Genomic DNA, 24,361 nt, shown 5'->3' with positions numbered 1-24,361 from the left:
CGTCGCTAACCTGCCAGGCGCTCGAACTCGTACAGCGTGCGGCCGCCGGGTGCGAGTTCGAGCCGTTGCACGATCCGCGCATGGCGTCCGAGCGCCTGCTCGAACTGATCGCTGTCATAGCTGTCGAAGATATCGTGTCGTAGCCGCAGCATGCGCTGGATCATCGGATCCGGCTTCGGCACGAATTCGATCACGCCGCGTGGCGCGAGACCCGTGAGCCATTCCACGACAAAGGGCAGCGGGACATTGCGGCCGATGGCGAGATGGTGCACCAGCGCGAGCGCAATGACCGCGTCGGCATTGCGGCGCGAGGTCAGGCCGGCCCGCTCGGCCTCGGCCCAGCCCTGTCCCGGGCTTGGGTTCGCTGCATCCGAGAACAGCGGCAGGAAGTTGAGGCTCTTGGCCGGGGTTCGCGACGCCGCGATCTCCAGCGCGTCGAGGTCAGTATCGAAGCCGATCACCGATCCCGCGCCGTTTTGCAGCAGTGCCTCGGCATAACGGCCGGTGTTGCAGCCGATGTCCCAGGCGCAACCGGGCGCATGGCGCCGCGCGAAGTCGGCGACGAAATCCTGCTTGCTGCGCTCCTCGCCGCCGGAATAGGACACGTTCGCATGCTCATATTGCTGCCATTCCGTGGGCCCGATCGGCTTCGGCGTCAGCCCTGAAATCCAGCGATGCAGCCGTCGCAGCATCAGTTGCAGGGCGGCCTTGGGAAGCGGCTTGGCAGCGCGGGCGCCGGCATCCGGTGCGCTTCGCGCGCGCCGCTGCATGAGATCGGGCAGCGTGATATTGGCGAGGATGTCGGGCGCGAGCCAGCGCCTGAGCCCGCCGATCAGCGCGACGATGTCGCGGCTCGCGACGCCTTCGAGCGCGCCGCGATACCACGCGTTGTGCGCAATCCCGAACAGCGCGCGCAGCAATAGCGGATTGACGAACTGCTCGATGAATTGCCGCTGGCCGGTCCAGTACTCGCCGTCGCGGTAGGGCACGAAGGACGGGATGTCGATGAAGACCGGCCGGCCGCCTGCAAACTGCAAATTGTAGGCGCTCGCGTCCGACAGCGCGAAGCCGAAATCCAGCGCGCGCAAATGCACGTCCAGATGCAACAGCGCCGCGCGCTTGAGCAGCGCGAAGGGCCACTCGTAGGGGTAGGAGATAAACGGCAATCTTGGATGGACGAGGACAGGCGCGGTTTTCGCAAGATCCGGCACGTCCGCCAATTGCTCCGCGTCGGCCTCCTGTGCGCCGATGATCCAGCCTTTGCCGATTAGATCGTCATAGGCCCCGGACGATTTGAGCAAGGCGAAATTCCGCGCGGCCTCGGCGTTGAGCGAACGAAGGATACTGTCGCCGGACGAGAAGATGGTGCCGGACGGATCGCGGAATGAGCCGGGATCACGCGTGGCCATTGCCGTCGGGGTCCTCGGTCCAGTTCGATGTCTTCGAGCGTCGCAAAAATCCCAGGAGTCGCCGCCCGTAGGCACGAACGGCGATGAGGCTGCCGGCAATACCTGCGATCAGACCTTGCACTGCAAACGTCCCCGTTCCCGGATCGAGATAGGCGTATGCGCTGGTCGGCATGAGCACGGCAAGACATGCCAGCACCGCAATGATGGCAGCAGGAGATTTTTCGTTCTTCATTCGAGCCCCGTCGTGACAAAGCGGCCCGGACGTAAACGGGCCAGCTACGCTGTCTGTGACGGATCGTAGCATTCCACCTGGGCGCGTAACCTTAAATCTTGTCCATCAAGGCGACGGTGGCCCGAATTTCGCCACGCCCTCACTGCGGCATTCCGCAAATAAGGCAGGTGGGAAATACCCGGAAACGATTTTTATCGCCGCGGATGCGCGCTCGCATAAACCTCCAGCAGCCGCTCGGAATCGATGCCGGTGTAGATCTGTGTGGTCGAGAGCGAGGAATGGCCGAGCAATTCCTGGATCGCGCGCAGATCGCCGCCGCGCGACAACAGATGCGTGGCGAAGGAATGCCGCAGCGCATGCGGCGTGGCGCTATCGGGCAAACCAAGCGCGCCGCGCAGCCGCTCCATCGCGAGCTGGATGATGCGCGGGCTCAGCGGGCCGCCGCGCGCACCGAGGAAGATCGGGCCTTCCGGCGGCAGCGGATGCGGGCACGTCGCGTCATATTCGTCGACCAGCGCCAGTACATTTTGCAGCACCGGCACCATGCGGGTCTTGTTGCCTTTGCCCGTGACGATGAGCACGTCGCCTTCGCCGGCCCGCGGCACCTCGCGGCGCTTCAGGCCGAGCGCTTCGGAGATGCGCAGGCCCGATCCGTACAAGAGCGCCATCACGGCGGCGTCGCGCACCAAAATCCAGGTCTCGCGGTCCTCACCGGCGCGCTCGTCGGCGTCCGCGAGGCGTTTTGCCGACGCCATCGGCAGCGGTTTTGGTAAGGTCTTGGCTACCTTCGGCGCGCGGATCGCCGAGAGCGCTCCGACCTTGCCCTTGCCCTCGCGTTCGAGGAAGCGGCCGAACGAGCGCAGCCCCGCCAGCGCACGCATCAAACTGCGGCCGGCAATATCGTCGGCGCGGCGCATCGCCATGAAGGCGCGGATGTCAGTGGCTTCGAGCGCGGCGAAGCGCTTCAGCGTCACGCGCTCGCCCCAATGGGCGCAGAGGAAGTCCAGGCATTGCCTGAGATCGCGGCCATAGGCCTCCAGCGTCTTCGGCGACAGCCGCCGCTCGGCGCCGAGATGCGACAGCCAGCGCGCCATCTCCTGCGCGATCGACGGATCGGCGCTGGCGAGCTCGATGTGTGGGGCGGCCGCTTTGCTCATGCGCTCTGGACGTGGTGATTCCGCACAGTATATCGCATCACACCCGTTTACTGTTCGCTAAGGCCGGCGCGTGGCGCTAGCCTTGAGGCCCCAGGTTCCGATTCTCCGCCCCAAAGACCCCCCTTGATGGATCATTCGTCGCGTAGCCACACTGCCTCTCCCAACGCGACCCAAATGGTCGACGTGCTGGTGCCGGTCGCGCTCGACCAGACCTATTCCTACAAGGTGCCGCGCGGCATGGAGCTGAAGGCCGGCGATCTCATCGGCGTACCGCTCGGCCCGCGCGAGGTGCTGGCCGTGGTCTGGGCGGAAAACGCCAATCCGGATCCGCGCCTGCATAACCGTCTCAAGGAGGTCAACGAGAAGCTCGATCTTCCGCCCCTGAAGCCCGAGCTGCGCGCGGTCGTCGACTGGGTCGCCAATTACACGCTGAGCCCGCGTGGCATGGTGCTGCGCATGTGCCTGCGGATGGGTGAGAATCTCGGCCCTGAGCGGGTGCGCGCCGGCGTGCGCCTGGTCGGCGATCCGCCAAAGCGGCTGACGCCGGCGCGGCAGCGCGTGATCGAACTGCTGTCGGACCGGCTGTTGCACGGCAAATCCGAGGCCGCCAAGGACGCCGGTGTGTCGGTCGGTGTGATCGACGGGCTCGTCGATGAAGGCACGCTCACGGTCGAGCCGATGCCGCCGCCTCCGCCGCCACCCGCGCCCGATCCGGATTTTGGCCGGCCGGATTTTTCGCCGCTTCAGCGCGCCGGCGTCGATGCCATGCGTGCGCTCGCCGCCAACGGCACCTTTCATGTCGCGCTGCTCGACGGCGTCACCGGCTCGGGCAAGACCGAGGTCTATTTCGAGGCGATTGCGGAGGTCATCCGCCGCGGCAAGCAGACGCTGATCCTGATGCCGGAGATCGCGCTGACCGGCCAGTTCCTCGACCGCTTCGCGCAGCGCTTCGGCGTGCGGCCGCTGGAATGGCATTCGGAGCTGACGCCGCGCACCCGCGCGCGCAATTGGGCGGCGATCTCCGACGGCAGCGCGCCGGTCGTGGTCGGCGCGCGCTCGGCGCTGTTTCTGCCCTACGCCAATCTCGGGCTCATCGTGGTCGATGAAGAGCACGACCAGGCCTACAAGCAGGATGACGGCGTGCATTATCACGCCCGCGACATGGCGGTGGTGCGCGCGCATATCGCAAAAATTCCGGTCGTGCTGGCGTCGGCGACGCCGTCGGTCGAGTCCGAGGTCAATGCGCGCAAGAACCGCTATCAGCGCATCGCGCTGCCCTCCCGCTTCGGCGGCCAGCACATGCCGCATATCGAGGCGATCGACATGCGCAGCGAGCCGCCGGCGCGCGGCCGCTTCATCTCGCCGCGGCTGGCTGGCGAGATCAAGATCGCGATCGAGCGGCGCGAGCAGGCGCTATTGTTCCTCAATCGCCGCGGCTATGCGCCGCTGACGCTGTGCCGCGCCTGCGGGCATCGCTTTGCCTGCACCATCTGCGATGCCTGGCTGGTCGATCACCGTTTTCGGCAGCGGCTGGTCTGCCATCACTGTGGCTTCTCGATGCCGCGCCCGCAGACCTGCCCGCACTGCGCGGCGGAGGAATCGCTGGTCGCGGTCGGCCCCGGCGTTGAGCGCCTACAGGAAGAGGCGGCTGCGCTGTTCCCGGACGCGCGCACCATGGTGCTGTCGAGCGATCTCATCACCTCGATCGAGACGATGCGCAGTGAGCTGAACGACATTGCCGAAGGCCGCGTCGACATCATCATCGGCACGCAGCTCGTGGCCAAGGGCCACAATTTCCCGAGGCTCAATCTGGTCGGCGTGGTCGATGCCGATCTGGGCCTCAGCAATGGCGATCCGCGCGCCTCGGAACGCACCTGGCAATTGCTCAACCAGGTGATCGGCCGCGCCGGGCGCGAGCAGGGCCGCGGCGTCGGCTATCTCCAGACCCACCAGCCCGACCATCCCGTGATGAAGGCGCTGATCGCCTGCGACCGCGAGGCCTTCTACGACAGCGAGATCGATCTGCGCGAGCGCACGCTCTATCCGCCGTTCGGCCGGCTCGCGAGCCTGATCATCTCCGCAGGCGATCGGCCAAGCGCGGAAGGTTTTGGCCGCCGCCTCGTTGCGCTCGCGCCACGCGACGAGCGCGTGGTGGTGCTGGGCCCGGCGGAAGCCCCGCTCGCCGTGATCAAGGGCCGCTACCGTTTCCGCATCCTGCTGAAATCGGCGCGCGGTTTCGATCTCTCGGACTATTTGCGCAATTGGCTCGCCGTTTGCCCGAAGCCGAAGGGCAATCAAAAGTTAGAGGTGGACGTCGATCCGCAGAGCTTTTTGTAAGGGCAGCGCTTGCAATGATGCGCCTGTAGCCCGGATGGAGCGAGCGCAATCCGGGACAAGTCGATCCGCATACGAAGACCCCGGATTTCGCTGTGCTCCATCCGGGCTACGAATCGGGGCTCGCAATGACGGAGCCAACAAAAAGCCCGCCGTCCCCCAAGACGGCGGGCTTGTTTCACCTGCGCTGATCCGGCCGCTCACACGTCCCCACGGACGATGACGAGACCAGCGCTTGAGGCGCGTCGCGTGTCGTTAGGAGACGACTTCCGCGGTGACGCGGCCGACGCCGGCGCCGGTGAGGCCGATGGCGCGGGCAGCGCCCGTGGAGAGGTCGAGCACACGGCCGCGCACGAACGGGCCACGGTCATTGATGGTGACGATGACGCTCGAGCCACCATGGGTGACGCGCAGCTTGGTGCCGAACGGCAGCGAACGGTGCGCCGCGGTCATGGCATTCTGGTTGAAGCGCTGGCCCGACGCTGTCCGGCTGCCGGACTCGTTGCCGTAATAGGAGGCCATGCCGGAGAAGCTGCGGCCCGTGCCCGACGACGGCGTCATCGACGCATTGGCGTTGCGCCAATCGGAGGTCGCGTTGGAATCGTCCTGGGCCTGGTGGCGGTGATGGTGAGAGTACCGGTGGTGATGCCTGGATTTGGCGGAAGCTTCGGTGGCAGTTCCGCCAACGAGGAGAGTTGCAGCGACAAAAGCGATCGCCGTACGCGGCCGGGTCACAAAGCCCAGCGTCTTCAAAGACAGCATTTAGTGGTCCCTAAGCTAGTATTGCCACATATGTGGCCAGTGGAGCCCCCATCAGGTTGCGAGCGAGTTGGCGTTTCGTTGGGCAATGAGGCATGAATTGGGCAGTAATTCCGCTATGTGTGCGGCTGAAACATCTTGTTACTCGCGCCGATATTCAGCCGATGCTCCGTCATCTTTCGCTTTAACGATTTGTTAACTGATCTATTACTGGCGAATACTGTAAAACTAAGTCTTTTCTCGAAGTGTTTAGAATTGGGTAAGTATTCGGCGGGTGAAGCGAACGAGCTCCGAGTCACGGCTCTGCGAGCCGTGTTCATGGCCGCTATGCGCTGAGGGCAGGAACGAATGGGCGGGTTGCCGCCGTTAAGGTTCGCGGCAATTCCGTGGCGCGGCAGGTCGTCGTGCAAGTCAGCGTGTCAGGGTCGCCGAGTGCGACGAACTGGCGACAGAACGTCGTGCCTTTAATTTGGCGTCATGTTGCACGTGCGCGCCTGCTATGTTAGCAAAGCCGCGATTTTAACGATCCCGGCGCTTCCCGTGCCGGTCGAAAATCGAAGTCCCGCTTGAATTCCAAGGGCTTGGATCGCTAGGCGCCGCTTCGTGGCGACGGTTTTTCCCTTGCGAATTTGACAGCTAAAAGAGCACGTCTGTGGCTGCAGAAGATACCTCCGTTTCCGGTGTGTCCGGCCGTTATGCAACGGCCTTGTTTGAATTGGCCCGCGACCAGAAAGTGGTCGACGAGGTCAAGGCCGATCTCGACAGGTTCGAGGGGTTGCTGAACGAAAGCGCCGATCTGAAGCGCCTCGTCCGCAGCCCGGTGTTCGCGGCCTCCGACCAGTCCAGGGCCCTTTCGGCCGTGCTGGACAAGGCCGGTATCGCCGGCATCTCCGCTAATTTCCTGAAAGTGCTGACCGCCAACCGCCGTCTGTTCGTGGTGGCTGACGTCATCCGCGCCTATCGCGCCCTCGTTGCCAGGTTCAAGGGCGAGGCGACCGCAGACGTCACCGTCGCGGAGGCGCTTTCGGACAAGAATCTCGATGCCCTCAAGGTTGCCCTGAAGTCGGTAACCGGCAAGGACGTCGCGCTCAACGTGAAGGTCGATCCCTCGATCATCGGTGGCCTCGTGGTCAAGCTTGGCAGCCGCATGATCGATAGTTCGCTTCGCACCAAACTCAATTCGATCAAGCACGCGATGAAAGAGGCAGGCTGATGGACATCCGCGCCGCGGAAATTTCCGCGATCCTCAAGGACCAGATCAAGAATTTCGGCCAGGAAGCTGAAGTCTCCGAAGTCGGACAGGTGCTGTCCGTCGGCGACGGTATCGCCCGCGTCTACGGTCTGGACAACGTCCAAGCCGGCGAAATGGTCGAGTTCGAGAACGGCACCCGCGGCATGGCGCTGAACCTCGAAACCGACAACGTCGGTATCGTTATTTTCGGTGGCGACCGTGAGATCAAGGAAGGCCAGACCGTCAAGCGCACCCGCGCCATCGTGGACGCGCCGGTCGGCAAGGGCCTGCTTGGCCGCGTCGTCGACGCGCTCGGCAACCCGATCGACGGCAAGGGCCCGATCCAGGCCGACAAGCGTATGCGCGTCGACGTCAAGGCGCCCGGCATCATTCCGCGCAAGTCGGTGAACGAGCCGATGGCGACAGGCCTCAAGGCGATCGACGCCCTGATCCCGATCGGCCGTGGCCAGCGCGAGCTGATCATCGGCGACCGTCAGACCGGCAAGACCGCGATCGCGCTCGACACCATCCTGAACCAGAAGCCGCTCAACGCGCAGACCGACGAGAACATCAAGCTGTATTGCGTCTACGTCGCGATCGGCCAGAAGCGTTCGACCGTCGCCCAGTTCGTGAAGGTGCTGGAAGAGCAGGGCGCGCTCGAATACTCGATCATCGTCGCCGCGACCGCCTCCGATCCGGCGCCGATGCAGTACATCGCGCCGTTCACCGGCTGCACCATGGGCGAGTACTTCCGCGACAACGGCATGCACGCGGTCATCATCTATGACGATTTGTCCAAGCAGGCCGTCGCCTACCGCCAGATGTCGCTGCTGCTGCGCCGCCCGCCGGGCCGCGAAGCCTATCCCGGCGACGTGTTCTATCTGCATTCCCGCCTGCTCGAGCGTGCGGCGAAGCTGAACAAGGACCAAGGCTCGGGCTCGCTGACGGCGCTGCCGGTCATCGAAACCCAGGCCAACGACGTGTCGGCCTACATTCCGACCAACGTCATCTCGATCACCGACGGTCAGATCTTCCTGGAAACCGACCTGTTCTTCCAGGGCATTCGCCCCGCCGTGAACGTCGGTCTGTCGGTGTCGCGCGTCGGTTCTTCGGCGCAGACCAAGGCCACCAAGAAGGTCGCCGGCAAGATCAAGGGTGAGCTCGCGCAGTACCGCGAAATGGCGGCGTTCGCGCAGTTCGGCTCCGACCTCGACGCCTCGACCCAGCGCCTGCTCAACCGCGGCTCGCGCCTCACCGAGCTCCTGAAGCAGCCGCAGTTCGCGCCGCTGAAGATGGAAGAGCAGGTCTGCGTGATCTGGGCCGGCACCAACGGCTATCTCGATCCGCTTCCGGTCAGCAAGGTGCGCGCGTTCGAGGACGGCCTGCTCTCGCTGCTGCGCGGCAAGAATGTCGAGATCCTCAACGCGATCCGCGACAGCCGCGATCTCTCCGACGACTCCGCCGCCAAGCTGAAGTCGGTGGTCGAAGGCTTCGCGAAGAGCTTCGCATAAGAGAGCCGTCCGGCCATCCACGCCTCACCGCGTGGATGACGAAGGCCTGGACGTCGAAGATTTGGATGCCCGGGGCAAGCCCGGGCATGACGATAGAGATAGGCTAGCGGTTTGACCGCAAGGGATCGAACCGTCGGGGACGAAGAATGGCGTCACTTAAAGACATGCGGGTCCGCATCGCCTCCACCAAGGCGACGCAGAAGATCACCAAGGCCATGCAGATGGTTGCGGCGTCCAGATTGCGCCGTGCCCAGCAAGCGGCCGAGGCGGCGCGACCCTATGCGGACAAGATGAGCGCGGTGATCTCCAATATCGCCGGCGCCGCCGCAGGCTCGCCCGGTGCGCCGGCGCTGCTCGCTGGCACCGGCAAGGATCAGGTTCACCTGCTTCTGGTCTGCACTGGCGAACGCGGCCTGTCCGGCGCTTTCAACTCCTCGATCGTGCGCCTGGCGCGCGAGCGTGCCCAGGCGCTGATGGCGCAGGGCAAGGAAGTGAAATTCTTCTGCGTCGGTCGCAAGGGCTATGAGCAGCTCCGCCGCTTGTTCGACAGGCAGATCGTCGAACATCTCGACCTGCGCAGCGTGCGTCAGCTCGGCTTCGTCAACGCCGAGGACATCGCCAAGAAGGTGCTCGCTCGTTTCGACGCCGGCGAGTTCGACGTCTGCACGCTGTTCTACGCGCAGTTCAAGTCGGTGATCGCGCAGATCCCCACCGCGCAGCAGATCATCCCGCTGGTCGTCGAGGAAAAGGCCGCGAGCGGTCCGGCGACCTCATACGAGTACGAGCCCGAGGAGGACGAACTCCTCTCCGGCCTGTTGCCGCGGAATATCGCGGTGCAGATCTTCCGCGCGCTGCTGGAAAACAACGCATCGTTCTACGGCGCACAAATGAGCTCCATGGACAACGCCACCCGCAACGCCGGCGAAATGATCCGCAAGCAAACCCAGATCTACAACCGAACCCGTCAAGCCCAGATCACCAAGGAGCTGATCGAGATCATCTCCGGCGCCGAGGCGGTCTGACGCACGAACCAAACGACGGTTGTTCAAGTCCAGAATTTCGCAAGTACAGAATTCCGAAGGAGAGCTAATCATGGCCACAGCAGCTAACCAGGTCGGTCGCGTCACCCAGGTCATGGGCGCCGTCGTCGACGTTCAGTTCGAGGGCCATTTGCCGGCCATTCTCAATTCGCTGGAAACCAAGAACGGCAGCATCCGCCTCGTGCTGGAAGTCGCGCAGCATCTCGGTGAGTCCACCGTGCGTACGATCGCGATGGACGTGACCGAAGGTCTGGTGCGCGGCCAGGAAGTGACCGACACCGGCCAGCCGATCTCGGTTCCGGTGGGCGCTGGCACGCTCGGCCGCATCATGAACGTGATCGGTGAGCCGATCGACGAAGCGGGCCCGATCCAGTCCGAAGGCATGCGCGCCATCCACCAGGAAGCGCCGAGCTACACCGACCAGTCGACCGAAGCTGAAATTCTCGTCACCGGCATCAAGGTCGTCGACTTGCTCGCGCCCTATGCCAAGGGCGGCAAGATCGGCCTGTTCGGCGGCGCCGGCGTCGGCAAGACCGTGCTGATTCAGGAGCTGATCAACAACGTCGCGAAGGCGCACGGCGGTTATTCCGTGTTCGCCGGCGTCGGCGAGCGTACCCGCGAGGGCAACGACCTCTATCACGAGTTCATCGAGTCCAAGGTCAACGCCGATCCGCACAATCCGGATCCGAGCGTGAAGTCGAAATGCGCGCTGGTGTTCGGTCAGATGAACGAGCCGCCGGGCGCGCGCGCCCGCGTCGGCCTCACCGGTCTGACCGTCGCCGAGCACTTCCGCGATCAGGGCCAGGACGTGCTGTTCTTCGTCGACAACATCTTCCGCTTCACCCAGGCCGGCTCGGAAGTGTCGGCGCTGTTGGGTCGTATTCCTTCGGCCGTGGGTTATCAGCCGACGCTCGCAACCGACATGGGCGCGCTTCAGGAGCGCATCACCACCACGCAGAAGGGCTCGATCACTTCGGTGCAGGCCATCTACGTTCCGGCCGACGACTTGACCGATCCGGCGCCCGCGACCTCGTTCGCGCATTTGGACGCCACCACGGTGTTGAACCGCGCGATCTCGGAAAAGGGCATCTATCCGGCGGTGGACCCGCTCGATTCGACCTCGCGCATGCTCTCGCCGCTCGTCGTCGGCCAGGAGCACTACGACACCGCGCGTCAGGTCCAGCAGGTGCTCCAGCGCTACAAGTCGCTGCAGGACATCATCGCCATTCTCGGCATGGACGAGCTTTCCGAAGAGGACAAGCTGACGGTGGCCCGCGCCCGCAAGATCGAGCGCTTCCTGTCGCAGCCGTTCCACGTCGCCGAAATCTTCACCGGCTCGCCCGGCAAGTTCGTCGACCTCGCGGACACCATCAAGGGCTTCCGCGGCCTCTGCGAAGGCAAGTATGACCATTTGCCGGAAGCCGCCTTCTACATGGTCGGCACCATCGAAGAGGCGATCGAGAAGGGCAAGAAGCTGGCGGCTGAGGCCGCCTAAGCTGGCGAATAGCGAATAGGGAGTGGCGGATAGCTGCTCCCTGTTTTCACACTTCGCAATTCGCACCTCACCATTCGCAAGGCGTTCTCCATGGCCTCCTTCCACTTCGATCTCGTCTCTCCGGAAAAGCTCGCATTCTCGGGCGAGGTCGACCAGGTCGACGTCCCCGGCGTCGAGGGTGATTTCGGCGTGCTGGCGGGTCATGCGCCGGTCGTGGCTGCGATCCGCCCCGGCATTCTCACCATCACCACCGGCGGCAAGCACGAGAAGATCATCGTGCTCGGTGGCCTCGCCGAAGTCTCCGAGAAGGGCCTGACCGTACTCGCCGACGTCGCGACGTCGCTGACCGAGCTCGACCGTGCCAAGTTCGCCGAGACCATCTCGGACATGGAAGAGAGCCTCAAGGAGCACGAGGGCAGCGAGCTCGATCAGGCCATCGAGCGGCTCGACCACTTCAAGAGCATCCAGCAGCAGCTCAACTCGACGGCTATGCATTAAGCCCCGGGGTACCGCTCCGGGGCTCGATCGAAATTTCCCGAATAAGTTCAGCGCTCGTCACGACCGTGACGGGCGCTGAAACTTTGTTGCACCTCGCCGCCGATAGCGGCATTCTGCGCGCGAGCTTTGTTCCGGGGCGGGTAGCAGATGAAACGCAAGATCGCGGCGATTTTCGCAGCCGATATTGCCGGTTACTCAAGGCTGGTCGCGGAAGACGAGGAAGAGACGCTGCGGCGTCTGGCCTCCTACCGTGAATTCATCGACGATTTCATCGCCAAGGCAAACGGCCGCATCTTCAATACCGCCGGCGATGCCGTGCTCGCGGAATTTCCGAGCGCCGTGGATGCGGTGCGCTGCGCGATCGACATCCAGGAAAGCTTGCGAACCCGCAACATGGCTTATCCGCCGAGTCGGCAGATGTCGTTCCGGATCGGCATCACCATCGGCGATGTGGTCGAGCGCGACGGCGATCTTCTCGGCGACGGCGTCAACATTGCCGCGCGACTGGAGGGCCTTGCCGAGGTCGGCGGCATCTGCGTCTCCCGTGCCGTGCACGAGCAGGTCGCCAACAAGCTGTCGGTGCAGTTCGCCGATATCGGCGCGCAGGAGGTCAAGAACATCCCGACGCCGGTGCACGCCTACATGGTGGCGATGCGGCGCGAAGACGGCACTTACTCCACGCCCAAGGTGAAGAAGGTCGCGAAGGCAGGCTCCGCGCCGAACTGGATGTGGCCGCTGGTGGTCGGCGTGGTCTCCGTCGTCGCCATCGGTGTCGGTGGCTTCCTCTATTTCACCAAGCTCGAGACCTCGACGGGACCGTCGACGGCCGCCGCGATAGCGCCGAGCCCGACGGTAACACCGAGCCCGACGCCCACAATGGCCGCGAAGTCGCCGATGCCCATGCCGACGCAAAATGCTGCGGCCACGCCGGCGCCGATGCCTTCGCCGCCGGCCGCATCAAGCGGCAAGCTCCCCGCGGACGCCGTGCCGTTCATCGGCGAACGCCTGCGTACCTATCTGGCCAACGAATATTCCGCCGCCGGCGACTACAAGGCCTTCGCCCTGAACATCGGCGGCTTTTCCGGCTCTGCGCTCAATCAGCCAAACGAGGAAGCCGCGCGCAATGCCGCGCTAGACCAGTGCCAGAAGCGCGCGGATGCCGCGCAATCGCCGCGGCGCTGCGAGCTCTATGCGGTCGGCAACAACGTCGTCTACACGCATGGCGGGCCGCCGATGCCGCCGAAGCCCTGGGTTCGGCACGACACCATGACCGAGCGCGCCTTCGTGACGAAGGACTTTCCGATGCTGCGCGACCAGGCGAAAGTCCGCGTCGAGAACATGTATGTTCCGGCGGCGAAATCGCGCTCGATCGCACTCGGTCCCGGCGGACAATATTTCATGGTGCTGGGGGCATCGTCGGTCGACGAGACGACGCGGCGTTCGCTGGAATCTTGCGGCGCGATCGCAGGCGTGGCCTGCATGATCGTCGCGGTCGACGATGTCTTCGTCGTGCCGATCCCAACCCTGCTCAGGGTCACCGGCTTCTTCCACGCCGCGAGCAATTCCTCGATCGTGGCCGATGCGCGCGACAATGTCGTGCGCAAGCTTGGCGAGGGCATGGGCTGGAACGCCGTCGCTGTCGGCAGCGCTGGTCGCCCCGGTCTCGGCCTGAAAGCCGCCGACGAGCAGACCGCAATCAACACGGCCCTCGCCGATTGCGTCAAGCACGACAGCGACTGCCACGTGATCGCGATCGGCCCGTTTACGGTGGGACCGACGAATTAAACTTGCTTCGGCCTAAGCAGCAAACACCGCAAACTGCGTCGCCACGGCGCGATACACGTCGCGGCGGAACGGCACCACGAGATCGGCGACACGGTCGAGGCGCTCCCAGCGCCACGCGTCGAACTCCGCGGGCTGATCGTTGCGCGGTGTGAGCGGATCGATCTCCTCGTCGCGGCCGGTGAAGCGCAGCGCGAACCATTTCTGGCGCTGGCCGCGAAACTTCGCCAGCCGGTGCGTCTGTGGCCCATCGTAAGGCGGAAACTCGTAGGTCAGCCAGTCGGTCTCGCCGAGATAGGTTGCGCTCTTGACGCTGGTCTCTTCCCAGAGCTCGCGTATCGCGGCATCGCGCAGGTTCTCGCCCTCGTCGACGCCGCCTTGCGGCATCTGCCAGTCGAGGCCCGGCAGGATGATCTCGGGGCCGTCGCCCTTGAAGCGGTGCCCGATCAGCACGCGGCCATCGGCGTTGAACAGCGCGATCCCGACATTGGGACGGTAGGGTTTTTGATCAGTCACTCATGCATCTTTCGTCGTCATTCCGGCTCGATGCTGCGCATCGAACCGGGACGACAATAAGGACTATTCTTCCGCCAGCGCGGAGAATTCCTTCACCACGCGCTCATAGACCGGGCGTTTGAAGGGAATGATCAGCTCGGTCAGGTTCTTCATCGGCTCCCAGCGCCAGTTGACGAACTCGGCCTTGTGGCCACCACCGGGGTTTTCGACGTTGATCTCGCTGTCCTTGCCGGTGAAGCGGACCGCGAACCATTTCTGACGCTGGCCGCGATAACGGCCCTTCCAGGCGCGCCCCGCGACCGTGCGCGGGATGTCGTAGATCAGCCAGTCCGGGACCTCGCCGAGCCGCTCGACCGAGCGCACGCTGGTCTCCTCATAGAGTTCGCGCCTGGCGGCGTCCCAGGTATTCTCGCCGGGATCGACGCCGCCTTGCGGCATCTGCCAGACATGGGTTTCGTCGACATGCTCGATGCCGCCGGCGCGGCGGCCGATGAACACCAGGCCCTTATTGTTGATCAGCATCACTCCGACGCAGGTTCGGTAGGGCAGATCCTCATAACGCGCCATTCCGCCAGACCTCTCGCGTACTGCCGGCAGGCATGTCGAGGACCCCTGCCGTACCAATTCGTTGATTTAGCTGGATTTTGATTTCAGCATCGCGGTTGTCAATGGCACCAAAAGGATACCCCGGTCGCTCAATGTCTTGGTCCAGGCGCCGAGCCGCTCGATCGAGACCGGGAGGGCGGAGGCGGTGCCGATGGCGACGCCGCGTTCTCGCGCTGTCGATTCCAGCTTGTTCAGGGCACGGTCGATCTCAGCCGGGGTCGGCACCGCGTCGATGGCGATGTCGCCCTTCCCGAACGGTACCGCCAGGCTACCCGCGGCCTGCGGCGCGATGCTGCGGGGCGAGGAACCATCGTCGAAGAAACCGAGCCCGCGCTTGGACGCCTCACGGATGATCGGCTGCATCGCCGCGTCGGTCGCCACGAAGCGGGCGCCCATGAAATTGGTGATGCCGGCATAGCCCTGCATCCGGCTCAGATGCCAGTACAGGCGGTCGGTGTTCTGGTCGACGCTCAGCGAGGTCAGCAGCGTCTGCGGCCCCGGATCATTGTCCGGGAAGTCGTAGGGCTCCATCGGAATCTGAAGGAAGATCTCGTGGCGTTGGGCGCGGGCCCGCTCGGCAAGTTTTCCAGGATCTGATCCATAAGGCGTGAAGGCCAGCGTCACCGCCGCCGGCAGCTTCATGATTGCGTCGGTGGTCTTGGCGGCGCCGACGCCGAGGCCGCCGATCACGATCGCGACCACCGGCATTTTGGCGGCCTTGGCGCGGTCGGCATCGGCCGCATAGACGTTGAACGGCTTCAGATCTCCGGAAACCACCGGGATCATGCCGTAGCGCGATTTCTCCAGCAGTTTGGGGTCGATCCCGGCCATGACGGCCGGCGCAGCGGAAGCTGCCTCGCCCTTGTCAGCGGCGTCGCCACCGCCGATCACCACGTCGCGGCGTGCGCCGGTGGAGCCGTCGATCATGGTGACGGTCTTGTTCTCGCCTGAAGCGGCCGGCTTCGGCGCCTCCTTGGTCTCGTGCTTGCTCTCTTGCCCATGGCCGGTCGCGGCCGCCTCGGCGGCGGGCTTCTCGTCGGTGGCTTTCGAGTCGCGGATCGCGATCCGCGTCATCGGTTCGCCGCCGAGCGGATCCTTGTTGAAGATGGCAAAGCCGGCAAAGGCGACCAGGAACAGGCCGAGCAGGATGGCGAGTGCCTGCATGGCCGTGAACGGCAGCCGCAGCCGCCGTTTCCGGCGCGGCTTCTCCTGTCCGAGCGGGGCGCTCAGATCATCGGCCGTTTCAGTCATGCGCGATCCCGAATCACTGGTGCCGACGATACCACGCCGGGGTCAAGCGGCGGCAGGCCGGGATAGGCCGGGGGCGCGACGCGGAAGTTCCAAGCAAAAAGGGCGGCTCCAGGAGCCGCCCTTTTCGACAGATCGGATAATGCGCTTAGTTCGCAGCTTTCGGCTTGTCGGCAGCCGCCTTGTCGGTGGTGCCCGGCGTGGGTGCCGCGGAGGCGCTGTTCTTGATGCCGTGGAGCAAATCGTCGGCCATCTTGAGCGCCTTGTCATCCTTGGCGTCCGGCGGGACGTAGGACTGCGAGCCGGTCTTCTCGTCGCCGTCGTTCTTGAGATGGCCGCGCAGCGAAGCCTCGCCCTTGGTGTCGGTGCGGGACTTCAGCTCATCCGGCACGTCCTGGAGCACTTCGATGTCGGGCACGATGCCCTTGGCCTGGATCGACTTGCCCGACGGCGTGTAGTAGCGCGCCGTGGTCAGACGCAGCGCGCCATTGCCCGAACCGAGCGGGATGATGGTCTGCACCGAGCCCTTGCCGAACGAACGCGTGCCGACGATGGTCGCGCGCTTGTGGTCCTGGAGCGCGCCGGCGACAATTTCAGACGCCGAAGCAGAGCCGCCGTTGACCAGCACGATGACAGGCTTGCCCTTGGTGAGGTCGCCTGAATGCGCAGTGCGGCGCTGGGTCTCCTCGGCATTGCGGCCGCGGGTCGACACGATCTCGCCCTTCTCCAGGAACGAGTCAGACACGGTGACCGCTTCCTCGAGCAGGCCGCCCGGATTGTTGCGGAGGTCGATGACGTAGCCCTTCAACTTGTCGCCGATCTGATTCGAGAGGTTGGCGACCTCCTTCTTCAGGCCTTCGGTGGTCTGCTCGTTGAAGGTGGTGATGCGGATATAGGCGATGTCGTCGGCCTCGATGCGAGCACGCACCGAACGGACGCGGATGTTGTCGCGCACCAGCGTGACGTCGATCGGATTGTCCTGGCCCTTGCGGATGATCTTGAGCTTGATCTTGGTGTTGACGGGGCCGCGCATCTTCTCGACCGCCTGGTTCAGGGTCAGGCCCTGCACCGCCTCCTCGTCGAGATTGGTGATGATGTCGTTGGCCATGACGCCGGCGCGCGAAGCAGGCGTGTCGTCGATCGGCGAGACCACCTTGATCAGGCCGTCTTCCATCGTGACCTCGATGCCGAGGCCGCCGAACTCACCGCGGGTCTGCACCTGCATGTCGCGGAAGCTCTTGGCATCCATGTAGCTCGAATGCGGATCGAGGCCGGAGAGCATGCCGCTGATGGCGGACTCGATCAGCTTGGTGTCGTCGGGCTTCTCGACATAGTCCGAACGCACGCGCTCGAAGACGTCGCCGAACAGATTGAGCTGGCGATAGGTGTCCGCGGTCGCGGCTCGCGCGCTGGAGCCCATGAACACCGCGCGCGGCTGGGTCACGAACAGCGTCAGCGCCGCACCGGTGGCAGCGCTGAGGAGGATAACTGAAGTCTTGCGCATCATCCGCGAACCTTCTCGCCTTCATTTGCGGCCCACCATGGGCCTGGATCGATTGGAGTGCCGTCTTTGCGGAACTCGACATAGAGCACAGGTTGACTCGCGTTCGTGGCAAGAATGGAGGCGACTTGAGAAGTCGACCCCATGGTCGCGACCGGCTCCCCCGTGAGCACAAACTGGCCGATGTTTACCGAAATGCGCTCCATCCCGGCGATCAGGACATGATACCCGCCCCCGGCATTGAGGATCAAGAGTTGTCCATAGCTGCGGAACGGTCCGGCATAGACCACCCAGCCGTCACACGGCGTTGTGACCTGCGAACCGGGCCTGGTCGCCAGTGAAATGCCCTTCTGGACCCCGCCGACCCCGTCGGAACCGCCAAAGTCCCTGATCTTGTTACCGTTAACCGGCAAGGGCAGCAGGCCCTTGGCCGAGGCGAAGAGAATCGCCGGGGTGGTCCGGGAACGGTCCTTGAAAGTGGCCGGGCCGGGCTTGGCGTTGGCGGCCGCGTTTGCAGCTGCCTTGGCCTCCTTGGCCTCGGCCTGCTTTGCGGCCTCAGCCGCCTTCTCAGCGGCCTTGGCGGCGCTTTGCAGGTCCTGCTCCATCTTGGCGATCAGCCCCTGGAGATCGCCGACCTGCTTTGACAGCGTGATCGCGCGCGAATTCTCGGCGTCGAGGTCCTTTTCCCGCGCCGACTGCTGGCGCTGCCGTTCGTCGACCAGGGCGGTGAGCCGGGTCTGGTCGTTGCGGACCCTGTCGCGGTCGGAGGCGAGCTGGTCGCGCTCGGCGGCGATGCTCTTGCGCAAGACAACGAGCTCGCCAAGCTCGCCTGCGATCTTTTCAGCGCGGCCGCGCAATTCCGGCACGACGGCGCCGAGCAGCATCGCGGTGCGCAGGGATTGCAGCGCGTCTTCGGGCCGCACCAAGAGCGCCGGCGGCGTGCGCCGGCCGGCGCGCTGCAAGGCCGCCAGCACCTCGACGATGTCGGCGCGGCGCGAATCAAGCGAGGCGCGTGTCTCCTGCTCGCGGCCGTTCAACGTCCGCAGCCGCGCTTCGGCCTCGTCGATCTTGGTCTCGACGGCGCGGACATTGGCGGCGGTGTCGATCAATTGCTGATTGAACTGGGTGCGGTCCTGGCCAAGCGCAGTGATCTCGCTTTTCAGCTTGGCTTGCGCTTCCTCCGCGCTCTTCTTGCTCGCGCGCGCGGCTTCGAGCTCCTGCTCGCGCTGCTTGATGGCGTCGGGTGAAATGGCTGCGGTCTGTGGCGCCGGCGTTGCCGTCTGAGCTTGCGCGAGGCTCTCTTCAGCGAAGAGGCTTGCGCCGGCGCAGCTTGCAATCAGCAACAAATTGAGGATCGGCGCTCGCATCGCTTTAAGCAAAGGTGCTCGTTGTGGCGCGCATCACGCGCGGTGATAGGGATGGCCGGCCAGAATGGTGGCGGCCCGATAAAGCTGTTCCAGAAGCATGACGCGGACCATTTGATGCGGCCAGGTCGCAGAGCCGAACGCGATCGCGAGCTTGGCCTTACGGCGCAATTCGGGCGAAAGTCCGTCCGCCCCTCCGATCACGAAGATAGTATGACCGGCGCCCTCGTCGCGCCAGCGTCCGAGATTCCGTGCGAATACGGTGGAATCGAGATTCTGGCCGCGTTCGTCCAGCGCCACCAGGATCGACTTGTCGGGAATATGCGCGGAGATCGCCGCGGCCTCCTCAGCCATCCGCGTCGCGGTATCGCGGGCACGGCTTTCGGGAATTTCGTGGACGGAGAGCTCGCGGAATCCGAGCTTGCGGCCGGCTTCGTCGAACCGCTCGAAATAGCGGTCGGCAAGCTCCCGTTCGGGGCCCTGCTTCAGCCGGCCCACCGCAATGACAGCAACACGCATGATATTTTCAGGGTCGCGTTTCCAAGACCGCGCGCATGATGCGCGCGCACGACGCTAGCATGCGCGTCAGCCGATTTGAAATCGGCTCGTCAGGCCTCTAGATCGCCTTCGCCGCCCCTGGGCCCTGCGTGTACAATCTTTCCAGACTGTAGAACTCGCGGACCTCGGGTCTGAACACGTGCACGATCACATCGCCGGAATCGATCAGCACCCAGTCGCAATTGGGCATGCCCTCGACATGGATGTTCTTGATGCCGGTTTCCTTGAGGCTCTTCGTCACGTTCTCCGCGATCGCGCCAACGTGCCGGTTGGCCCGGCCCGTGGTGACGATCATGTAGTCGGAGTATGCCGATTTGCCGCGAAGGTCGATGGTGACCGTCTCTTCCGCCTTCATGTCCTCGAGGCGGGAGAGGATCAGGCTCAGCGTCTTGTCGGCGTCGGGTTGCGCCTTCAAGGCCGCAGCTTTGGTCGATGTTTTACGCGCCGGTTTCGTTGCCTTGGGTAAAACAGACTTGGGTGAAGCTGACTTGGACAATACAGACGTGGCCAGGGACCATTCCTTTCACTGTATCGCGAAGGCCGAATCCGACCTTCACTGGTTACACTACATCATGTGGGGTTAAGGGTTTCAATATGCCAGAGAGCCCCAAAATCCACACGACTTCCGCACACTCCGTCTCACTTCGTACCTTTCCAGCTCCCGTCCGGGTTCCGTAAGCCCGTCGAGGAGAGATTCAGCTTCAATCCGGTCAGGAAGACCCAGGCGGGCGCCCGCTGGTCCGCAAGCAATGCTGCCTTATTCTCGGGCATGCGATAGCGCGAAAGCGCCTGGGCAGCCGGCGAGGCGAGGGCGCGAAAACTCTGTGGCGGGCGATCGATGACCGCAATCGGCACCTGGTCGGCGATGCGCCGCCAGTGCTGCCAACGATGGAATTGAGCGAGGTTATCGGCGCCCATAATCCAGACAAAGCGCAAGCCACTGAGACGGCGGCGCAAAATGTTGATCGTGTCGATAGTGTAGCGCGTACGAATGACGGATTCGAGACAGGTGACCTCGATCCTGGAATCGTTGGCGACGTCGCGCGCGGCCTGCATGCGCTCGCCGAGCTCATGCAGCGTGCCGTTCTCCTTCAGCGGATTGCCCGGCGTCACCAGCCACCACACGCGGTCGAGCTGAAGGCGTTTCAGCGCAAATTGGCTGATGGCGCGATGGGCCTGATGCGGCGGATTGAACGAGCCCCCGAGCAGCCCGATGCGCATGCCCTCGGTATAGGGCGGTATGGCCTGCGCGAAGAAACGTGGCGCGACGAAATTGTTACTCAATGCCCCGCGCCTCGCGACATGACTTACGGCCGCGTCTGACCTGTGCCGTGGACGCGATACTTGAAGCTGGTCAACTGCTCGGCGCCGACCGGGCCGCGGGCATGAAATCGCCCAGTCGCGATGCCGATCTCGGCGCCGAAGCCGAACTCGCCGCCATCGGCGAACTGCGTCGAGGCGTTATGCAACACGATCGCGGAATCGACCTCGCTCAGGAATTTCGTCGCAGCCGCCTGATCCTCACTCACGATCGCATCGGTGTGTTGCGAGCCGTGGTTCTGGATATGCGCGATCGCGCCGTCGACGCCGTCGACCACTTTCGCTGCGATGATCGCGTCGAGATATTCGGTGTCCCAATCGTCAGCGCTCGCAGGTTTTACGCGCGCATCGATCTTCTGCACGGCGTCGTCGCCGCGGACTTCGCAGCCGGCCTCGATCAGCATCTCGACCAGCGGCTTCAGGCTCTTGGCCGCAGCGGCGCGATCAACCAGCAGCGTCTCGGCGGCGCCGCAGACGCCGGTACGGCGCATCTTGGCATTGAGCACGATCGACTTGGCCATGGCGAGGTCGGCGCTGGCATCGATGTAGACGTGGTTGACGCCTTCGAGATGGGCGAACACCGGCACGCGTGCTTCGGCCTCGACGCGCGCGACGAGGCTTTTTCCCCCGCGCGGCACGATCACGTCGATCGCGCGGTTCAACCCGGACAGCATCATGCCGACCGCGGCGCGGTCGCGCGTCGGCACCAGCGTGATCGCGGCCTCGGGCAGTCCGGCTTCACGCAAGCCCTGCACCAGGCATTCATGGATGGCACGGCACGAACGAAAACTGTCGGAGCCACCGCGCAGGATCACGGCATTGCCCGCCTTCAGGCACAGCACGCCGGCGTCTGCTGCAACATTGGGTCGGCTCTCAAAAATCACGCCGACGACGCCGAGCGGCACGCGTACGCGCTCGATGGTCATGCCGTTCGGCCGCTGCCAGCTCTCGGTGACGACACCGACGGGATCAGCGATACCGCGCACGATGCCGATGCCTTCGGCCATGGATTCGACCCGCGCCGGCGTCAGCGTCAGGCGGTCGATGAAGGAGGAGGTCATGTTGCTGGACGCGCGGGCCTCTGCGACGTCCTCGGCATTGGCGGCAAGGATCGCCGACGCATTCTGGCGGATCGCCCGTTCCATGGCTTCCAGCGCCCGGTTCTTCTGCTCCGGCGGCGCCAGCGCCAGCACGCGCGCGGCAGCGCGGGCACGGGTGCCAAGATCGGTCATCAGCGCCTGGAGATCGGCATTGCCGTCGACGGCTTTGAGGGGGGCGGCCATAGGAGAGTTCAACCTTCTGCTAAGGCAGTGTCCTAGCACGGAAATCCCGCTTCTGCGAAGGGTCGGGAGGGTATGGCTGGTCTCCCGGCCGCGTGCCGGCTAGGTCATTGGCCTAGCAAATTCCGTGAAAAAGCGGCCGTTGCGGCCTTACCCGCCCACCACCAGATCGTCGCGGTGGATCATCTCGGAGCGGCCGCTGCTGCCGAGGATGGTCATGACGTCCGGGGAGGAGCGGCCCTTGATCCGCTCGGCAACCTCGGCGTCATAAGCGATCAGGCCGCGGCCGATTTCGCTGGTGTCGGGGCCGCGCACGATCACCGCGTCGCCGCGGGCGAACTGGCCCTCGACCTTGATCACGCCGGCCGGCAACAGGCTGGCGCCGGCGCGCAGCGCCGTCACCGCGCCGGCGTCGATGGTCAGCGTGCCCTTCGGCTCCAGCGTGCCCGCGATCCAGCGTTTTCGTGAGGTGATGGGATTGGCCGGCGTCAGGAACCAGGTGCAGCGGCCGCCATTGGCGATCGCCTGCAACGGATGCTCGATCTTGCCGGAGGCGATCAGCATATGCGTGCCGCCGGTGGTGGCGATCTTCGCCGCCTCGACCTTGGTGCGCATGCCGCCGCGCGACAGCTCGGATTCGGCGTCTCCTGCCACAGCCTCGATCTCCGAGGTGATGCTGTCGACGACGGGAATGAGCTTTGCGTTCGGGTTGTTCTTCGGCGGAGCGTCGTAGAGCCCGTCGATGTCGGACAGCAGCACGAGCAAATCGGCGCTCGCCATGGTGGCGACGCGCGCGGCGAGGCGGTCGTTGTCGCCATAGCGGATCTCGTTGGTGGCGACCGTGTCATTCTCGTTGATCACGGGGATGGCGCGCCACTCTAGCAGCTTGCCGATGGTGGAGCGCGCATTGAGATAGCGGCGGCGCTCCTCGGTGTCCTGGAGCGTCACCAGGATCTGGCCGGCGCCGATGCCGTGGGCGCCGAGCACCTCCGACCAGATGCGGGCGAGCTCGATCTGGCCGACGGCGGCGGCAGCCTGGCTCTCCTCGAGCTTCAAGGGGCCGCGCGGCAGTTTCAGCCGGCTGCGGCCGAGCGCAATCGAGCCCGAGGAGACGACGAGGACGTCGCGGCCCTCGCGGTGCAGCTTGGCCATGTCGTCGGCGAGCGCGGCGAGCCAGGACGCCCGCACCTCGCCTTTGTCTGAATCGACCAGCAGCGCGGAGCCGACCTTGACGACGATGCGGCGGAATTGACTGAGTTCGGGGCTGGCCATGTGTGTATGTATTGGCGCGTTGCGACGAATTGCTCTGCTTCGAAAGACGGCGGAGCGACAGGCGGCGCCGATGAGGCCTGCTTTTGCAGCAGGACGATGGCCGGCGCAAGGCGGCAGGCCCGGTAAACGGCCTTGTCCGGGACGCCCGCCTGGCTCTAATTGCAGCCAACTATAGTGGGCCAAACGAGGAAACGAATGGATCGCCGCAATTTCGTCGCCGGATGTCTGGGGCTGCCGCTGCTCGCGCAGGCAGGCGGGGCACAGGCGCAGGCCGGGCTCACCAAAATCATCTTTCCGTTCGCAGCGGGGGCCGGCGGCGATACGCTATGCCGCCTGATCGCGCAGGAGATGGCCCCGGTGCTGCAACGGACCATCGTGGTCGAGAACCGCACCGGCGGCGACGGCCTGATCGGCATCAAGGCGGTGAAGGGCGCAAGCCCCGACGGCAGCATGGTGCTGGTGACGACGGGTCCGACCATGTACCTGCTGCCGATGGTGGAGACGGTGCCGAGCTTCGACACCGCCAAGGACTTTATGCCGGTGTCGCTCCTGGCGCGGTTCGAGTTCGCGCTCGTGGTCGGTCCGGCAGTCGATGTCACGGATTTCAAAGGATTCGTGGCGTGGCTGAAGGCGCATCCCGACAAGACGTCGTTCGGGGTACCGAGCAACGGCACCATTCCGCATTTTGCCGGATCGAAACTGGAGAAGGATCTCGGCATTCCCTTGACCCGCGTGCCCTATCGCGGCAGCGCGCCGATCCTCAACGACCTCATTGGCGGCCACATCTCGTTCGGGATCACGACGTTGGCCGACGCACTCCCGCAGCATCGCGCCAAGGGCGTGACCATCATTGCGGTCTCGAGCGCGGAGCGTTCGCCCTTCGCGCCAGAAGTCCCGACGCTGAAGGAGAGCGGCATCGATCTCGTCGCGGATGCCTGGTACGGCATGTGGCTCCCCGCCGGCAGCCCGCCGGAATTCGCAAGCAAGCTCGGCGCTGCCGCGAGCGCGGCGCTCGCCAAGCCTGACGTGAAGGAAAGGCTCACCGCGATCGGCTTGATTCCGGTCGGCAGCAATGCCGAAGGTCTGTCCAAGGAGCTCGCCGCGAACACGGCGTTCTGGCAGCCGATCGTGACGGCGACGGGATACAAGATCGAGAATTGAATTCCTCTCCCTCGCCCCGCTTGCGGGGAGAGGGTCGGGGTGAGGGGGAGTCTCTGCGGGGACGGTGGCAGTTGGGCTCGCGGAGAG

22 protein-coding genes are annotated in these 24,361 nt (G+C 64.6%); 8 read left to right on the top strand and 14 right to left on the bottom strand.

Annotation, left to right across the window (positions count from 1 at the left end):
* Positions 1-5: 5 nt before the first annotated feature.
* The 3 genes from UP06_RS17675 to UP06_RS17665 all read right to left on the bottom strand — a co-directional run bounded on the left by UP06_RS17675 (position 6) and on the right by UP06_RS17665 (position 2,798).
* The gene (locus UP06_RS17675; RefSeq protein WP_045004363.1) at positions 6-1,409 is read right to left on the bottom strand and encodes a class I SAM-dependent methyltransferase; all 1,404 of its coding nucleotides are present in this window, start codon (positions 1,407-1,409) and stop codon (positions 6-8) included.
* The gene (locus tag UP06_RS17670; RefSeq protein ID WP_045004362.1) at positions 1,396-1,641 is read right to left on the bottom strand and encodes a hypothetical protein; all 246 of its coding nucleotides are present in this window, start codon (positions 1,639-1,641) and stop codon (positions 1,396-1,398) included. Before UP06_RS17670 ends, UP06_RS17675 begins: the two co-directional genes overlap by 14 nt.
* A 191-nt stretch (positions 1,642-1,832) precedes the next feature.
* Positions 1,833-2,798, bottom strand: a complete 966-nt coding sequence (locus UP06_RS17665) for a tyrosine recombinase XerC (RefSeq protein ID WP_045004360.1) — start codon at positions 2,796-2,798, stop codon at positions 1,833-1,835.
* A gap of 126 nt (positions 2,799-2,924) precedes the next feature.
* Between UP06_RS17665 and UP06_RS17660 the strand changes: the two genes are divergently transcribed.
* Positions 2,925-5,135, top strand: coding sequence for a primosomal protein N' (locus UP06_RS17660; RefSeq protein WP_045004359.1), 2,211 nt, complete (start codon positions 2,925-2,927; stop codon positions 5,133-5,135).
* A 252-nt stretch (positions 5,136-5,387) separates the two neighbouring features.
* On the opposite strand, the gene UP06_RS17655 is transcribed toward UP06_RS17660, so the two are convergent.
* The gene (locus UP06_RS17655; RefSeq protein WP_045004357.1) at positions 5,388-5,894 is read right to left on the bottom strand and encodes a septal ring lytic transglycosylase RlpA family protein; all 507 of its coding nucleotides are present in this window, start codon (positions 5,892-5,894) and stop codon (positions 5,388-5,390) included.
* Positions 5,895-6,543: 649 nt separating this feature from the next.
* On the opposite strand from UP06_RS17655, the gene UP06_RS17650 reads away from it, so the two are divergent.
* From UP06_RS17650 to UP06_RS17625, 6 genes are all read left to right on the top strand, one after another.
* Complete coding sequence (locus UP06_RS17650; protein WP_045004356.1) at positions 6,544-7,104, top strand: F0F1 ATP synthase subunit delta; 561 nt, start codon at positions 6,544-6,546, stop codon at positions 7,102-7,104.
* Positions 7,104-8,633 carry a F0F1 ATP synthase subunit alpha gene (gene atpA, locus UP06_RS17645; RefSeq protein ID WP_045004354.1) on the top strand — a complete coding sequence of 510 codons (1,530 nt, stop codon included), beginning with the start codon at positions 7,104-7,106 and terminating at the stop codon, positions 8,631-8,633. The genes UP06_RS17650 and atpA overlap by 1 nt, the downstream gene beginning before the upstream one ends.
* A 146-nt stretch (positions 8,634-8,779) precedes the next feature.
* Entirely contained in the window at positions 8,780-9,655 is an 876-nt protein-coding gene (locus UP06_RS17640; RefSeq protein ID WP_045004353.1) for a F0F1 ATP synthase subunit gamma, read from the top strand.
* Between the two features lie 70 nt (positions 9,656-9,725).
* Positions 9,726-11,168 (top strand): F0F1 ATP synthase subunit beta, encoded by a 1,443-nt coding sequence (gene atpD, locus UP06_RS17635; protein WP_045004352.1) that lies wholly within the window; start codon positions 9,726-9,728, stop codon positions 11,166-11,168.
* Positions 11,169-11,258: 90 nt separating this feature from the next.
* Complete coding sequence (locus UP06_RS17630) at positions 11,259-11,666, top strand: F0F1 ATP synthase subunit epsilon (RefSeq protein WP_045004351.1); 408 nt, start codon at positions 11,259-11,261, stop codon at positions 11,664-11,666.
* 147 nt (positions 11,667-11,813) lie between these two features.
* A complete protein-coding gene (locus tag UP06_RS17625) occupies positions 11,814-13,451 on the top strand; it encodes an adenylate/guanylate cyclase domain-containing protein (protein ID WP_045004350.1) in 1,638 nt (545 codons plus the stop codon).
* A 12-nt stretch (positions 13,452-13,463) separates the two neighbouring features.
* On the opposite strand, the gene UP06_RS17620 is transcribed toward UP06_RS17625, so the two are convergent.
* From UP06_RS17620 to proB, 10 genes are all read right to left on the bottom strand, one after another.
* Positions 13,464-13,964 carry an RNA pyrophosphohydrolase gene (locus UP06_RS17620; RefSeq protein ID WP_045004349.1) on the bottom strand — a complete coding sequence of 167 codons (501 nt, stop codon included), beginning with the start codon at positions 13,962-13,964 and terminating at the stop codon, positions 13,464-13,466.
* Positions 13,965-14,027: 63 nt separating this feature from the next.
* Complete coding sequence (locus tag UP06_RS17615; RefSeq protein ID WP_045004348.1) at positions 14,028-14,531, bottom strand: RNA pyrophosphohydrolase; 504 nt, start codon at positions 14,529-14,531, stop codon at positions 14,028-14,030.
* Between the two features lie 66 nt (positions 14,532-14,597).
* Positions 14,598-15,821 (bottom strand): divergent polysaccharide deacetylase family protein, encoded by a 1,224-nt coding sequence (locus UP06_RS17610; protein ID WP_045004347.1) that lies wholly within the window; start codon positions 15,819-15,821, stop codon positions 14,598-14,600.
* Positions 15,822-15,966: 145 nt separating this feature from the next.
* Complete coding sequence (locus tag UP06_RS17605) at positions 15,967-17,325, bottom strand: S41 family peptidase (RefSeq protein ID WP_045004346.1); 1,359 nt, start codon at positions 17,323-17,325, stop codon at positions 15,967-15,969.
* Positions 17,322-18,686, bottom strand: a complete 1,365-nt coding sequence (locus UP06_RS17600) for a murein hydrolase activator EnvC family protein (RefSeq protein WP_045004344.1) — start codon at positions 18,684-18,686, stop codon at positions 17,322-17,324. The genes UP06_RS17605 and UP06_RS17600 overlap by 4 nt, the downstream gene beginning before the upstream one ends.
* A gap of 33 nt (positions 18,687-18,719) precedes the next feature.
* Positions 18,720-19,202 carry a 23S rRNA (pseudouridine(1915)-N(3))-methyltransferase RlmH gene (gene rlmH, locus UP06_RS17595; RefSeq protein ID WP_045004342.1) on the bottom strand — a complete coding sequence of 161 codons (483 nt, stop codon included), beginning with the start codon at positions 19,200-19,202 and terminating at the stop codon, positions 18,720-18,722.
* A gap of 97 nt (positions 19,203-19,299) precedes the next feature.
* Complete coding sequence (gene rsfS, locus UP06_RS17590) at positions 19,300-19,656, bottom strand: ribosome silencing factor (RefSeq protein ID WP_045004340.1); 357 nt, start codon at positions 19,654-19,656, stop codon at positions 19,300-19,302.
* A 224-nt stretch (positions 19,657-19,880) separates the two neighbouring features.
* The gene (locus UP06_RS17585) at positions 19,881-20,525 is read right to left on the bottom strand and encodes a nicotinate-nucleotide adenylyltransferase (protein WP_045004338.1); all 645 of its coding nucleotides are present in this window, start codon (positions 20,523-20,525) and stop codon (positions 19,881-19,883) included.
* Between the two features lie 23 nt (positions 20,526-20,548).
* A complete protein-coding gene (locus UP06_RS17580) occupies positions 20,549-21,844 on the bottom strand; it encodes a glutamate-5-semialdehyde dehydrogenase (RefSeq protein ID WP_045004336.1) in 1,296 nt (431 codons plus the stop codon).
* Positions 21,845-21,991: 147 nt separating this feature from the next.
* A complete protein-coding gene (gene proB, locus UP06_RS17575) occupies positions 21,992-23,113 on the bottom strand; it encodes a glutamate 5-kinase (protein ID WP_045004334.1) in 1,122 nt (373 codons plus the stop codon).
* A gap of 195 nt (positions 23,114-23,308) precedes the next feature.
* Between proB and UP06_RS17570 the strand changes: the two genes are divergently transcribed.
* Positions 23,309-24,274 (top strand): Bug family tripartite tricarboxylate transporter substrate binding protein, encoded by a 966-nt coding sequence (locus UP06_RS17570; RefSeq protein ID WP_045004333.1) that lies wholly within the window; start codon positions 23,309-23,311, stop codon positions 24,272-24,274.
* Positions 24,275-24,361 lie beyond the last annotated feature (87 nt).

The organism is Bradyrhizobium sp. LTSP857, assembly GCF_000938285.1.
Classification (GTDB): domain Bacteria; phylum Pseudomonadota; class Alphaproteobacteria; order Rhizobiales; family Xanthobacteraceae; genus Bradyrhizobium.
Note: the sequence above shows the minus strand (reverse complement) of the source record. Positions and strands in the feature narration are given on the sequence as shown.